This window comes from Paenibacillus sp. FSL L8-0663 (genome assembly GCF_038008125.1).
Classification (GTDB): Bacteria; Bacillota; Bacilli; order Paenibacillales; family Paenibacillaceae; genus Paenibacillus; species Paenibacillus polymyxa_D.
The window spans coordinates 1,821,121-1,835,654 of record NZ_JBBOYM010000001.1; the positions used below are offsets into that span (position 1 = coordinate 1,821,121).

Here is a 14,534-nt window from a genome sequence, read left to right on the forward strand (position 1 = left end):
TTACGGCGATTTTCTTTTTTTTTCATAGAGTCGGTAGTTCGGGGATGTCTGTTGTCGTAGTATATGAACGGTTACCTTCAAGACTATGTTATATGTTGAGCCACAAGCTGATTTGCTATATAGTAATGACTGGACAACCATTCCATCCATATTAAATGAATGCCAAAGTAGGGGGACCATTTACAATGATTATTAAACCGAAAATTCGTGGTTTCATATGTACGACTGCACATCCTGCAGGATGTGCGGCTCATGTTAATCGTCAGATCAACTACATCAAAGACAGTACATCAATACAAGGAGCTAAAAAGGTACTTGTGATCGGAGCATCTACTGGATATGGGCTGGCTTCTCGTATTGCTGCGAGCTTTGGGCTGGGAGCGGATACCGTAGGGGTATCCTATGAACGTCCCGCATCAGAGGGGCGCACGGCTTCAGCAGGCTGGTATAATACAGTAGCCTTTGAAAGAGCGGCCAGAGCAGCTGGCTACATAGCAGAAAGCATTAATGGAGATGCTTTTTCTCATGAAATTAAGCAGGAGACATTGAAGCTGGTAAAGGAAAAGCTGGGCAAGGTAGACCTGATTGTGTATAGTGTCGCTTCACCGCGACGGACACATCCCGATACGGGTGAAACTTTTAATTCCGTTCTCAAGCCTATCGGACAGTCTTTTTCTAATAAAACAGTGAATACGAATACAGGTGTCGTATCAGAAATTACGCTGGAACCGGCTACGCAGGAGGAAATTGAGAACACCATTACGGTAATGGGTGGCGAAGATTGGTCCTTGTGGCTAAAAGCGTTGGAAGAAGCTGATCTGCTGGCTGAAGGAGTAACCACACTGGCTTACTCGTATATTGGTCCCGAGATTACGGAGGCTATTTATCGTAAAGGAACCATTGGCCAAGCTAAAAATGATTTGGAAGCTACAGCACATACTCTAACAAAGCAACTGGAACGTTATCATGGAAAAGCCTACGTTTCTGTGAATAAAGCTTTGGTTACACAATCCAGTTCGGCTATTCCAGTCGTACCATTGTATATTTCTTTGCTGTTTAAGGTCATGAAGGAAAAGGGACTGCACGAGGGATGTATTGAGCAGGCACAACGTCTGTTCGAGACGCTATACAGTGGGTCCACGGTGGAAACGGATGAAGAAGGACGCATCCGTCTGGATAACTGGGAAATGAGAGACGATGTGCAGCAGGCTGTCAAAGCAGCTTGGTCTGAAATCACTACAGAAAATGTATCTGAATTGGGCGATCTCGAACAATACCGTCTGGATTTCCTCCAATTATTTGGATTCGGGTTTGATGAAATTGATTATGAATTAGATGTTAACCCAGAGGTAGACACGACTTCATAAGTGAATATGTGTAAAATAAAAACGGGTACTCTCAAGCGATGCAATTGGCTTAAGAGGCCCGTTTTTTTATATTCTAGCAAAATACAAGTTGCACTCGTTTCACTAACAGCATTTATCGAGAATTAGACGTGGAAAGCGACTTACGGTGCAGCAAGCGAAAAACGGCAATGGTAATGATAATCCCCGCAATGCCAAAGATTGCAACAGAAGTCAGGGCCCGGTAAGCTTGCCAGCCGAACAAAAATGCAATACCACTGCCAAACGTTGTACCTGCCAGTAACCCAAGTGCGCAGGCAATATCCGTTCCAAATTTCATAAACATGTTCCTTTCGAATGTATAAATTAAAAAGTAACTTGTACTTTTTCTCTGGACTTAGACACACACTTGTGCGTACAATTAAATAGTAATCGTTTTCAAACGGAATCTATTAATCATTATGTATCATTCTTGTGCAAATTATTCCTTTTTCAGGAGGCTGATGAAATGAATATGAATGAACAGATCAAGCTGTGGAACGAAGAGGCGCAGGCTAGTAACGCTGATCATCCTCACCGAAAGGTTGAATTGTTTATTGAGGTACGAGATGGAGCATTGGAGGCTGTTGTTCCTTATTTGAACCAACAGGATTATCGTCATGTAACTCTGGTAGAAGATGAGCATACTTCGGTTGCGGCTGGAAAAAAAGTAGCTGAGCTGATCCGGGAGGCAGGTTTGACAGTTGATGTAGTCCGTTTACCTCCGAATGCTGTAGGGGATGTCATTGCTGATGAAACCTACATTATGAAGGTGCTGCTGGGTGTGGCGGATAAGAGTCAGGCTGTACTTGCTGTAGGTTCTGGCACGATTCATGATCTGGTTCGCTTCGTATGTTATAAAATGAATCGTCCCTTCTTGTCAGTACCGACGGCTGCTTCGGTGGATGGTTTTACCTCCGCAGGCGCACCACTGATTGTGGACGGCAGCAAGCAGACATTCCAAGCAGTTCCGCCAGAGGCGATCTTTGCTGATTTGTCCGTGCTGGCAAATGCGCCACAGACGATGACTGCTGCAGGTTTTGGCGATATGCTTGGTAAGTTCACCTCACTAGCGGACTGGCATGTTTCCAGAGATTTGGGAAACGAGCCGTATTCGCCTGTGGCTAATCGCATTACCGAGGAGGCTTTGCGTGCCTGTGTAGAGCATGTCGATGAGATTTCGGCAGGCAGCAAGGCTGGTGTCGAGGTATTGATGAATGCGCTGATTGCATCCGGTATTTCGATGCTGATGATAGATCATTCCCGTCCAGCGTCAGGGGGAGAGCATCATATTTCCCACCGAATTGAAATGGATTTTATTGCAGAGGGACGCAAGCAAGTTTTGCATGGTGCCAAAGTAGGCGTAGCATCCGCATTGCTGTCTGACCTGTACAGGGATTTAGCATCCAGTCAAGATGTAGAGGCTTTTAAGGTGTATCAGGCTTTGCCTACGTCGGAGCAGATGCGTGCATGGCTGGCTCAGGTCGGAGGCCCATCTACCATTGCCGAGCTAGGAGTTACGGAGGAACAGCTCGCTCGTGCATTGCGCACGGCTCATACCTTGCGTGATCGCTATACTGGGCTCAAGTATATGAACGAACATCAATTGCTTCGTTCGTAATGTGCAACATCTACGTAAATTGTCCTTAGATATTCAGCCAATCTTGTGTGGCAAGGAAGGGATAAGCGAATGGGTTTACACCTCCGGCAGCAATACGAGGATATCCTGCTCCTGTGACATTTGTATGTACAAATGAACGGTATGCTATAATCGTGGAATATAAACAGGTACACGATATTGCGAGTACGGAGGAAATTATGGCGCCAAAATATATACAAGTTAAACAGGAAATTTTGTCCTGGATTCATTCATCCAGACTTGAGCCGCAAAGTCAGCTTCCATCTGAGCATGAAATGTCTGAACGTTTTGCCGTTAGTCGGCAAACGGTGCGTCAGGCGCTGGGTGAGCTGGTGCAGGAAGGCTGGCTGTTTCGGATGCAGGGCAAGGGAACCTTTGTTGCGACACGTGACAGTAAACAGCCCGAAGATCCAAAGATTATTGGAGTCATTACAACCTATATTTCGGATTATATTTTCCCATCCATTGTACAGGGAATTGAATCCAAATTGAGTCGCCAGGGCTACAAGATGCTGCTGTCAAGTACAGGTAATGACCCTGAGCAAGAAAGTCAATGCCTGGAAATGCTGTTAAGTCAACCGCTAAGCGGAATTATTATTGAACCGACCAAAAGTGGAGAGCGTAACCCCAATCTGAACTATTATTTAACCGTGGAAAATCGCCAAATCCCTTATTTGATGATCAATGCGCGTTATGAAGAAATGGATGCGCCATGTCTGCGAGTAGATGATGAAAAGGGTGGTTTTTTGGCGGCCGAGCATCTGATTAAGCTGGGACATCGACGCTTGGCTGGATTTTTCAAAACCGATGATATGCAGGGGATTCTTCGTATGAAGGGATTTGTGGCCGCTCACCGCAAATACGGAGTGACATTACACCCGAACGCAGTAACGACTTACCGGACAGAAGAAAAAAATGAGATTCCGCTACAACGTGCGTCGAGGCTGCTGGCGATGGAGGCGGGGGAGCGTCCTACTGGATGGATGACCTATAATGATGAGTTGGCTGTTCGACTCCTGGATATTGTACGTTCGGCGGGTCTGAATATACCCAATGATCTATCGCTGGTTGGGTTTGATGATTCGTTTTTGGCGACAGCAACAGAAATCAAGCTAACGACAATTCGGCATCCAAAGGAAGAATTGGGGTTACGTGCTGCCGATACCATGCTGTCGATGATTGAAGAGAAGGGGTACCATGAAGAAGATCGTCAGTTAATTCTACCGCCTGAGCTCATCGTTCGTGAATCTACAGGGCCTGTCCAGGTCATGCCTGGAGAACAGTAGGCTGGGAGATCAGTCACTTTTATTACTTAACATGTAAGGACAGGTTAGTAAGTATACAGCTGTAACGCTTCATATTTGATGGGCATGGTTCTCGCCATACCGAACAGTCTGTTTTCTGGATTGCAGAAATAGACTGTTATTGTTATATCTTTTCTGAAAATAAGTACATAAATCTATCGAAAAAACATAAAAAGGTTAGCTAAGTTGTACGTACAAGTATATAATGAAAGCAGAACCAAGAATAAAGGGTCAATGCAATCGGTCTGTAACCGTTCTCTGTTGGTCGACACTAACCTGACAGGGCTTATTGTCGGGTATACGTTGCTGACGAAGCCAGAGGAAGTGTATCGTACGTTGCTGGAAGCAACTGCGTTCGGAACACATAAAATTGTCGATGCATTCCATCATAACGGCATGCCAGTAGACGTATTGTAAGCATGCGTTGAATTGCCGCAGAAAAATCATCTGCTGATGCAAATTTATACTGACGTAATCGGACAGGAATTTAAGGTTGCAGCTTCCACCCAAACTCCTGCGCTGGTGCGGCCATGTTCGCAGCAGTGGCTGCGAGAGCTTAAACTGGAGGGTACAATGATATCGTCGAAGCAGCGCGTCATATGGCCGTGTACGGGACGAGAACTTCAAACCGATCCCTGAGAACGCGGCCGTGTATGATAAGCTGTACGAGGAATACTGCCGTCTTCACGACTACTTTGGACGTGGAGGCAACCCGGTGATGAAAAAGCTAAAGTCCATTAAGGAAGAAGCCGGACGTTCAACTGAAGCGGTAAGCATTCATTCTTAAGATACTGATAAAATATAAGCAAGAAATATTTAAATGCTCTGTTATCTAAAAAGCACAGTACACCGAGGAATCGGTAGACTGTGCTTTTTGCATTTTATATTCTGTGAAATTACATGATGTGAAAGTCTCAGCGAATGAAAGATGGTAATGCGTTCCTTTCAAAGACTTTCATGAAAATTACAATCATTTCTCTTTTACGGACATTTTTACTTTTTCAGCATGGCATCAGCAAACAAAATGGATTTTGGAATACGGAAAAACTGTTCCGCCTGATCCTGGAAAGTTTGCGAAGGAACGGTACCCTGATGCAACCATTTCCGAAATGTACCGGGGTGAACTCCAATCCAATGACTCACATCGGTCACCGAAATATCATGTACCATGCATAGACCCGCCAAAATCCGATTTTTAACCGGAGAACGAGTCACAGTCCGTTTCATAAAACGGGACGGCGCTGGTTGACAGATGAGTGGTGAACGCCGGACAACCTCTTCATTAAATAGGATATGGTGCGGATAACCAAGTGTATTACACGTCTTTTCCAGATTAGTGTTGCCGGGAATGCGACCTTCATATACCCACGCACTGACACTACGCGAGGAAATGGAAAGCTTCTCGGCAAGTTGGGACAGTTTAATGTCATTAGCCATCAAAACGGCAAGCAAAACGCGATTGCGCACCTGACAGCGTGTTGGTTTACGAAAACGTTTGACACGCACGCCTTTTCCCAAATATTTGCGATTGATCAGAGACCACGCCTGAATGGAATGTTTATCTTGTTGTTTAGGCATATACCCTCCGATTTTTTTAAACACATACTACTATACCCGAAGGGGGGTTTGCAAGTGGCTCCTCTCCTGATTTTCTTTTAATCCCATGGGCTTAACCGGTTTATGGAAAATAAGGTCCATTTGGCCTATAAAAATGGAAGTTTAAGGTGCCGACATATTAAAATGTGACATTTTTAATGGAAATGGAGGTAACATGTTCTTCTCTTACAATTGTAAGGATGTACAGAGATAAAAGTGGGTCCTTGCAGCCCGACATGGATTTTTTTGACGAGAAAAAAGGAGGTTATACAGCTAGATGATTTGTAAAAAGGTAATGGTATGGTTTCTGACGGCACTTTTAGCAACAAACACTTTGCTGTGCTTGCCTAGTGTGGCAGGAGCGGAAAAACAAGATTTAAGGGACGGAGTACAACTGGATCAGGCAGGTTTGGTACAGGAGGAGCAGGAGCTTTCTGATGAAACAGTTTCTTTCAATCCGCCTACCTCTGCAACAAACAGCGTTTATAACGCACTCATGATGAGTTTGGCAGCGGTGGAGTATACGTCAATTGTTATCGAACCTGGGGAAACCTATGAATTCGAGAATACAGATACGATCAGTAAGTCCATATATAGCAACGCTTCTCAATCAAAAGGCATTTTGTACGATAGTGTAAGTTACAAAGAGGACGGAGACATCAGCACTGTCCATATGGACTATGGCATAAGCCCCATTGGTGTTCCTGGGGGAGGCACAGCGTTTATTACGAATACAGGAACAGCAGCATTAACCGTAAAAGTAACGGACGTCTTCACCTACAGTACATCGGAGGACCCGGCACTAGAGCGAGTTACGGTCTCTAAAAATGAAAGCTATCGGATTGTGAATGAAGGATGGACTGCCCGTTCGATTCAGCATGATGGGTCAAATGCAGACAATCGCCGTTTTGATTACGCAAAATACAAGGCAGACGGAACTTTATCCGCATCTGATCTTAATAGCATTGCTCATCCCTCTTTGGGTGATGGAGAGGAACTGATTATTACAGGTTCCACTGCCAATGCGGTGACCTTCGGATTTCCATACGGTAAATACAGTATAGAAAGCACCGGCGAGCCGGCTTATGCCCGGGTTACCCTAAATCAGGGAGAAAGCTACCAATTTATCAATGTGGGAACCCGATTGGATACGGTGGAAAGTGACGGTACATCTAAAGATAAACTTGACTATGTTGTTTATCTGGCAAACGGAACAGAGGCTTCACGCGGCAGTGGCACTACGGCGAAGCCGCAGATTGCTGTGGACAGATACGCGGTAATTACCCAGGTCACTGCAAACCCGGTGACATATGGGGCTCCATATCGCAATTTTATTGCCCGTCCAGTGGGTGGAGATGCAATCAGCCGTGTGGAGCTTGAGGTAGGCAAGAGCTACGTTTTCCACAACAATGGTACGCTGATGAATCCGATCTACAATAACTCCAAAAAGGTAGGAAGCTTGTTCGACTATGCTATTTACAAGCCGGATGGAACGGTAAATTCCTCTGGTTTTAACAGCCAGTCTGGTCCCATGATCCCGCCTTCGGGATATGCCATTGTGACTGTGATCGGTCCGAATCCTATTATCTTTGATTATACAGATGATTTTTCCTGGGAAACGAGTAGCCATCCTGCTTTCTTGCGGGTAACACTTTCGAAAGGTGAAAGTTATGCTTTTACCAATATTAGTGATCATTTGAGGAATCTGCACAGCACAGCCAAAACTGTTAAAGGAAAATTTGATGTGGTCCTGTATAAAGCAGATGATACAGAGCAATCCAGGCGCAATACCGGGAACTCAACCTTTTTGGTTGGTGCAGGTAAAAAGGCTAGTGTGACGGTAACCAGTGACACGCCAATCACGTTTGGGGGTATCTATCGGAGCTTTAAGGCCAGCGAAGATGATAATGGTATCGGGCAAACGACGCTGGAGCCGGGAGATTCGTATGAGTTTCGTAATCATGATAGTCAATCGAATTCATTGCGGCATGACAAAAGCAGTGGCAATGCACACTTTGATGCTGCAAGTTATAAAGTGCTTCGATTACTGACATCAGATCATTTCAACAATACAGTGGACCCAGAGATTGTCGCTGGCGGTAAAGCCATTGTCACCAATGTATCCGATCGGCCAATTACCTTTACCTATAGCAATAAGGTGGAGGCTTTGCTTAGCGGGCAGGCTGCCTTCCATCGAATTACACTAAAACGCGGTGAAAGCCGGAAATTTATAAATGTAAGCACTTTGGACAAGGCCCTAGACGTCATTTCAGTCAGCGGTATGAAGTGGAATTACATGAATTACAAGGCAGACGGGACGGTATACAGTCAGGCCAGTGATACGACTCAATTGCCGTTGGTACAGGCTGGAGGTTATGCCATTGTAACGACGGTCTCGGATGTACCCGTGACTTATGGAGCTGTGTTAGGAATATTCGACGTTGAGGATGCTCAGGTGCCGACAGGCAATCAGGTTACCATCAAGCAGGGAGAAAGCTATGTATTCCATAATGTTGGCTCACAGGCTTCCTCATTAACCACAGATGCTTCAAACGAAAGCCGTCTCTATGACTATGCCATGTATGGAGAAGGTAGCGGTGTGAATTCCAAGGTGGATAGGGCAGGTATGGATGCTTCTCTACCTGAAATCTCACTTGGAGCAGGAGGTACGCTTGTTGTAACCGTCACTTCGCCGCAAGCTGTAACCATTCATTTCAACAATGACATTAAAGCAGATCCAAGCACAGAACCAGCATTATTAAAAACGTCTTTGTCTGGCGGCAAGCAGGAAGTATGGATCAATCGCGGGAGCCAGGAAGCACCTGTTTTGACGAATGCGAAAGCAACGGGTGGAACATATCAGTTCACTGTTGCAGATCGTGCTGGAAAAGTGATTAGAGAACATAAAGAGGCGACAGATACTCAACAGCAAGTGCCAGCTAACGCAAATATTCATCTTTCCGTAGCTGCAACTACTCCTGCTGTTAACTTTGGAGCGCCTTATCGTGTGTTTGCTGTAAAAAATAACGATGACAGCAAGCTGGACGAGCTAATTGAGCTTATAGATAAGGAAGCTGACTTTACGGTAGGCCAACAAGGGAAATATCGGTTTACACCCAAAGAAGACGGGATTTACCGTTTTGCGGTGAAGGAGAAATCCAACTTTGCTGCGCAGCAGCCAATTCTAGCCTTGTTTACGGACCCTGATTTTAGTAGTCAGCTTGTCTCCTCAACTGAGCAAGCACAAATATATGGTTGGGATTACACGGTCTTAGAGTATGAGATGAAGGCAGGTCAAACGGTTTATGTGAAGCTGTCAGAAATTAATAGCGGTGCATTACAAACTGTAATTAAGGCAGCCCATATGGCGCTTGGCAAAGATACTTCATACGAATACGGCAAAGGAAACCGACTGAATAAAGTTATTTTATTCACCGGTGATCAAATTCAATTGGATTATGATTTAAACGGAAACGTCATTAAACGGACAAAAAAGGTATTTCCTTTTACAGATTAAAAGGATGTCTTGGCTTCGAAAAAATATAACAGATCATTAGATGTATAGGCATTATTAATAGGGGTGAGCGAGTGTTTAAACGTTATATTTGTAGTCTACTATGTGTGCTGATGTTGCTGGGTCCATGGAGCACATGGGCATATGGAGAAGAAGGACACGGAGAGGCAGCAGCTTCTCAATCTTCTTCGTCTTCTACTCCGCAGATTATTACCAGAGCATGGCTTGCACAGCAAACAGGTAAGGATCAGGCTTGGGTCAATGCACAGTTATCCAAAGGCTATACCTTATATGATATTTATAAAGCATGGCAAAAAGATGGTGGAGAAAATTCATTACCAGAACAAAGTCCAAGCTTGTGGGTACAGCAGAATGAACTGACATTGGGCATAAATGCAAAGGTGGAGCCTTCCGATGAGTCGGCTGCGCTGAAGGAGGGTGAAAAGCCCGCTCAGGCTACCCAGGATGAAAAGGCAACTCAACATCCACTAGATAAGGAAGAGGGTAAAGAGCCGGCTCCAAACACGACTGAGATGGATATCCCATCTATACCCCGAGTAAATGATTCCGTATATGCTCCGACTCTAGGAGAAAATGGACTGATCGGGCAGGATTTACTTAAACAAAGTTTATTGCAGGTATCTGCTACAACAGATGTCTATGCTCCTTTTGATCAGGTGGCGATTGCACAAAGCAGGTTGAGTGATGATACGTCGCGTTATGGAATGGATTATGGTGACAACAGTGTGTCCACCGCTTCAGGACAGCTCGTTGTTCAAAATACGGATTTGGTACTGCCGGGGTCATTGCCCTTTGCACTGACTCGTGTGTATAACAGTTCATTGGCAAGTAACCAGCTTGGTGTGCAGCAAAATGAAGGGTTGTATACAAACACAAGTGCGATCCGCGAGGAAGAAGCAGCTTCTGGTCTGGGGAGAGGCTGGAAATGGGATCTTCCTCATATGCAGAAACAGGATGGTAAACGGTATTTGTATATTCCGGGAACAGGCTCCTATGAACTGAGAGATGATTTGCAGCTAGAAGGATATGCATACAAAGATCTGAAGATCAGTACAGATCAAAGCGCAAGTGTGCAGGGAGTAAGCAGTGCATACAAAATAGCAGTGTTGAATGGAAATGACTATTATATCGATCAGGACGGTTATTTGATTTTAATCCAGGATGCGTATAAGAATCGGGTGGAGTTTGATTATACAAGTTCTGGTGGAGTAAAGCTTATTCGATCGATTCGAAACAGTGATGGCAAAGAGCTTGACTTCACTTACAATGCCGGGCAAATTGTTGTTAAAGAGCAGGGCACGGACCATCAGTACACCTATCGCCAAAGTGGCGAGGGAAGCAGCAAGGTGCTGTCAGAAGTGTTGGATTCTCTTTCCAGAAGCACAAGCTATGCGTATACATTCATGGACGCTCCTTTTAATGTGGTCGTAGATGGTGAAGGAAAGACTGGAGCCCTACAGCAAAATGCATCGGCGTTGCTTACACGAATTGTACGACCTACTTCATCGATCACAGACATTCGTTATGAAGCATTTAACAAGCAGATAGGTGTATACGGTACACAAGGCGTGTTCAAGGTGGTTTCACGCGCTGATATGTACAGTACAACCGCAGGCAATCGTTTTTTAAATAAAATTGATTTCACCTATTCCGGAGAAGATCTAGCCAACTATGGGAAAAACGCTGAATGGACGGTAGTTGCCAAAGGGACACGTACAGCGGAAACCTTCCATTTCGGTAAAGTCTTTAGAGGAGATAACGCACCGGACAAGCTTGTTCTAAACAGCTATGATCAAGAGGGAGATTCTACCGGCTATCATATAGATTACACGTATAATGATGCCATGGACTGGAATTTGCCTGTGCAAATGCGAGAGTCGTATACGGAGGGAGGTTCTTCGTCAGAACCTGTAACCACCTCCTATGACTACAATGAATATGGTCTTCCACTAAAAGTATCCCAAAGTACTGGATTGGAGACTGTTCATACGTATAAAACCTCTAGTGAGCCTTTTTTCTGGATTCAACCTACCCAGACGGTTACTAAAATAAGTGAAGGAAAAACTGGAACGACAGTTCGAACTTATAAAGCAGAGGGTACATTGTATGAACTGAAAAACTATGAAGGTACAGAGCAAGGGAAGCTTTTATCAGATACCTATACTTTTTACAATGCAAAAGGGAATGTAAGTGGTCAGAAAGTTCTTATTGATGACAGAAACTATACGGATGTTTCGATTGATTATAAATCTCCCTATGGTTCTCAGCTCCCAACAAGACAGCTTTTGCCTAAAGGTGTTGAGTATACGTATGATTATTATCCGACTGGGGAAATCAAGTCCCAAACAGATGCCAAGCGCAAAACAGAGTCCTACGTATATGACGCTTTGGGACGTGTAACGAAGGTTACTTATCCGGATGGAACTCAGACGGTTGTGGTGTATAAGGATGATACGAACGATGTCACCGTCACCGGACCAGATGGAGTAAGTGCTGAAAGAATGTATAATCCATTCGGACAGATGCTCCAGCAGCAGGTGGGTGATGCGATTTACGGATATGGTTATGATGATCATGGAGATATGGTAGAAAGCATGGATGCTGAACAAGCAACCACTCGCTATGCCTATGATGCCTGTGGACGACCTGTGAAGACGACCTATGCGGATGGAACCACAGATACCGTGACTTATAACGCAGTGGATCGTACTGTTACTCAGACGGATGCGTCCGGTTATCGTGTGCGTGAAGTATCAGATGCTTTAGGTCGTGTGACTTCCACACAAGAAGCTAAAAATGGATCATTTCAGCCGCTGGAATCGTTAGCTTATAATTATGCGGGTATGGTCACTAGCCGTACAGACGGTAATGGTCAACGCACGCTCTATGATTACGATGCTTTGGGACAAATGACCTCGGTCACTGATCCATCCGGACAGCAGGTCAGCTATGTGTATGATCTAGCCGGAAATTTGAAGACCGTTCAGTTTCCTGATGGGCAAAAGAATGTGTATTCATACGATGAGCTGGGCAGACGTACGTTACTTGAGAAATCAAGCGGAGGAACTACGTTAAATATTTACGATACAGATGGAAACATCACCCGTATGTTGACAGGAAAATCGGAGGCCATTACCTTTCAATATAACGCTGACGGATTAGTTACCGAAGCGGCGGGTCCCGATTTTAAAACCAATTACACCTATGACAGCGCAGGACGAAGAAAAAGCATGACTGATGGTCAGGGAACGACCTCCTATGCCTATGATCCATCAGATGGAGCCTTGACTGGGCTGAAGTACCCTGATGGTACGCACATCAGCTATGAATACAACAAGCAGTCTCGTACAGGCTATGTGCTAACAGATGCTGCTGGCACGTCTATGCACGTTCAATCCAAGCTGGACAGTGTGGGCCGAGTTACCCAAATGGACATTAGCGCTGGGGCCGGTGCGGCAAATGTACAGAGTTTGGGAGAAGCGAGTGCTGCTGCGGGCGGATCATTGGATCGAATGACGTTCGATTATGCTCCTAATGGTTTGCTGAAAAGCCAGTCTTCGAGCAGAGGGCTGAGTACGCGATTCAGCTACAACGGACTGGATTTATCCGGGGTTACGGTGGAGCACGGTGGTACGTCGCTACATCAATTTGGGTATGAACGGGATGGGAATAAAAACATCATCGGACGTACACAAAACGGAACAACAGACCAGTTTGGATATGACCCGTCAAACCGTATTGCCAGCGAAGCCGCTGGTGAAAAGAATAAGACCTATGTCTACGATCCGAATGGAAACCGAAGTGCTGAAGGCAGTGGCAAAGTGTTCGGCATGAAAAACGCTGAATATACGTATGATTCTGCCAGCCGTCTGACAAAGGTGACCGGTGAAGGCAAAGAGGTAGGGTACAGCTATAACGGAGACGGTCTACTGTACGAGCGTACAGAGGGCGGCAAAACGACTCGGTATTACTATGACGAAGAAGCGAAGCTGATTGCAGAAGCCGAGGTCCAAGGTGAAACAGCCAAGATCACTTACGCTTACGTGTATGACTTGTCCGGTCAACTGTGGGCCAGACAGGACAAGGCAAGCGGGCAGTTGCAATATTATCAGCTCAACGGTCACGGTGATGTGGTAGGTCTAAGTGATAGTTCGGGCAAGGAACTGAATAGCTACAGCTACGATATTTGGGGTGGACCGGAGAAGGTCAAAGAGACCGTTCCGAACGTGTTGCGTTATGCTGGTGAGTATTGGGACGATACGACCGGGCTACAGTACCTGCGGGCTCGCTGGTACGATCCAGGCACAGCCCGTTTTATGGGCGAGGATACGTACCAGGGCGAGATCAGCGATCCGCAAAGCTTGAACTGGTATACGTATGCAAATAATAATCCGTTAAAGTATATTGATCCAAGTGGGCATAAAGTTTGGCTAGTTCACGGTACTTTTGTTGATCCAAGTACATGGGATAATAGTAAAACGTATATTAAAAATGAGCTTTTTAATGAACCGACTGATACTCCGCGATGGAGCGGTAAGAATAATGATGGAGCCCGAGTTGAAGGTGCAGAAATTGTAGCGAATCAAATTTATAATTATCACAAAGCTCATCCAACAGAACCGATACGAATCATGGGGCATAGTCACGGAGGTAATGTTTCCATCATGGCAACTAATATGTTGGCTAAACGTGGGGTACATGTAGATACTCTTATCACTATTGCAACACCAGTAAGGGAATATAGACTGAAAACGAAGGTCGGTCAACATATCAATGTATACAACCATAATGATATTATTCAAGTTAACGGAGGGTTTTGGGGTTTAGGAGAAGCAAAACGCAAATACCCTGGTGCTGAGAATGTTGAAGTTAAATTATCCCCTTATTATTTTAAACATCCAATTGAAGCTCATTCTGTAATGCACAATAATCCCAATATTTTGGATAAATACGTAAAACCACGAGTGCTGTGGCACAACTTTTCTAAAGCCAGATATGAAAGTTATAAAAAGAATCAGAGTAGGTACTAATCACTAGAAATAATTGGTTTATTATGTATTTTAGGATAAAGTTAGTAT

The 14,534-nt window shown here is 44.9% G+C and carries 7 protein-coding genes and 1 pseudogene; 6 read left to right on the forward strand and 2 right to left on the reverse strand.

Annotation, left to right across the window (positions count from 1 at the left end; genetic code table 11):
* The first annotated feature begins 185 nt into the window (after positions 1–185).
* Positions 186–1,367: an enoyl-ACP reductase FabV gene (fabV, locus tag MKY75_RS08325; RefSeq protein ID WP_029516672.1), complete on the forward strand. Its 1,182-nt coding sequence runs from the start codon at positions 186–188 to the stop codon at positions 1,365–1,367.
* 112 nt (positions 1,368–1,479) lie between these two features.
* Here the strand turns inward: fabV and MKY75_RS08330 are convergent, their stop codons facing one another.
* Positions 1,480–1,683: a hypothetical protein gene (locus MKY75_RS08330; protein ID WP_069011059.1), complete on the reverse strand. Its 204-nt coding sequence runs from the start codon at positions 1,681–1,683 to the stop codon at positions 1,480–1,482.
* A gap of 168 nt (positions 1,684–1,851) precedes the next feature.
* Between MKY75_RS08330 and MKY75_RS08335 the strand changes: the two genes are divergently transcribed.
* From MKY75_RS08335 to MKY75_RS08345, 3 genes and pseudogenes are all read left to right on the forward strand, one after another.
* The gene (locus MKY75_RS08335; RefSeq protein ID WP_340884984.1) at positions 1,852–3,003 is read left to right on the forward strand and encodes a sn-glycerol-1-phosphate dehydrogenase; all 1,152 of its coding nucleotides are present in this window, start codon (positions 1,852–1,854) and stop codon (positions 3,001–3,003) included.
* Between the two features lie 197 nt (positions 3,004–3,200).
* Positions 3,201–4,307, forward strand: a complete 1,107-nt coding sequence (locus MKY75_RS08340) for a GntR family transcriptional regulator (protein WP_340887079.1) — start codon at positions 3,201–3,203, stop codon at positions 4,305–4,307.
* A 267-nt stretch (positions 4,308–4,574) separates the two neighbouring features.
* Positions 4,575–5,112, forward strand: a pseudogene (locus MKY75_RS08345) (FGGY-family carbohydrate kinase); the annotation flags it as partial.
* A gap of 206 nt (positions 5,113–5,318) precedes the next feature.
* On the opposite strand, the gene MKY75_RS08350 reads toward MKY75_RS08345, so the two are convergent.
* Complete coding sequence (locus MKY75_RS08350) at positions 5,319–5,903, reverse strand: helix-turn-helix domain-containing protein (protein ID WP_340884985.1); 585 nt, start codon at positions 5,901–5,903, stop codon at positions 5,319–5,321.
* A 295-nt stretch (positions 5,904–6,198) separates the two neighbouring features.
* Here MKY75_RS08350 and MKY75_RS08355 point away from each other — a divergent pair, with 295 nt between their 5' ends.
* Complete coding sequence (locus MKY75_RS08355; RefSeq protein ID WP_340884987.1) at positions 6,199–9,438, forward strand: hypothetical protein; 3,240 nt, start codon at positions 6,199–6,201, stop codon at positions 9,436–9,438.
* Between the two features lie 71 nt (positions 9,439–9,509).
* Complete coding sequence (locus tag MKY75_RS08360) at positions 9,510–14,486, forward strand: RHS repeat-associated core domain-containing protein (protein ID WP_340884989.1); 4,977 nt, start codon at positions 9,510–9,512, stop codon at positions 14,484–14,486.
* Positions 14,487–14,534 lie beyond the last annotated feature (48 nt).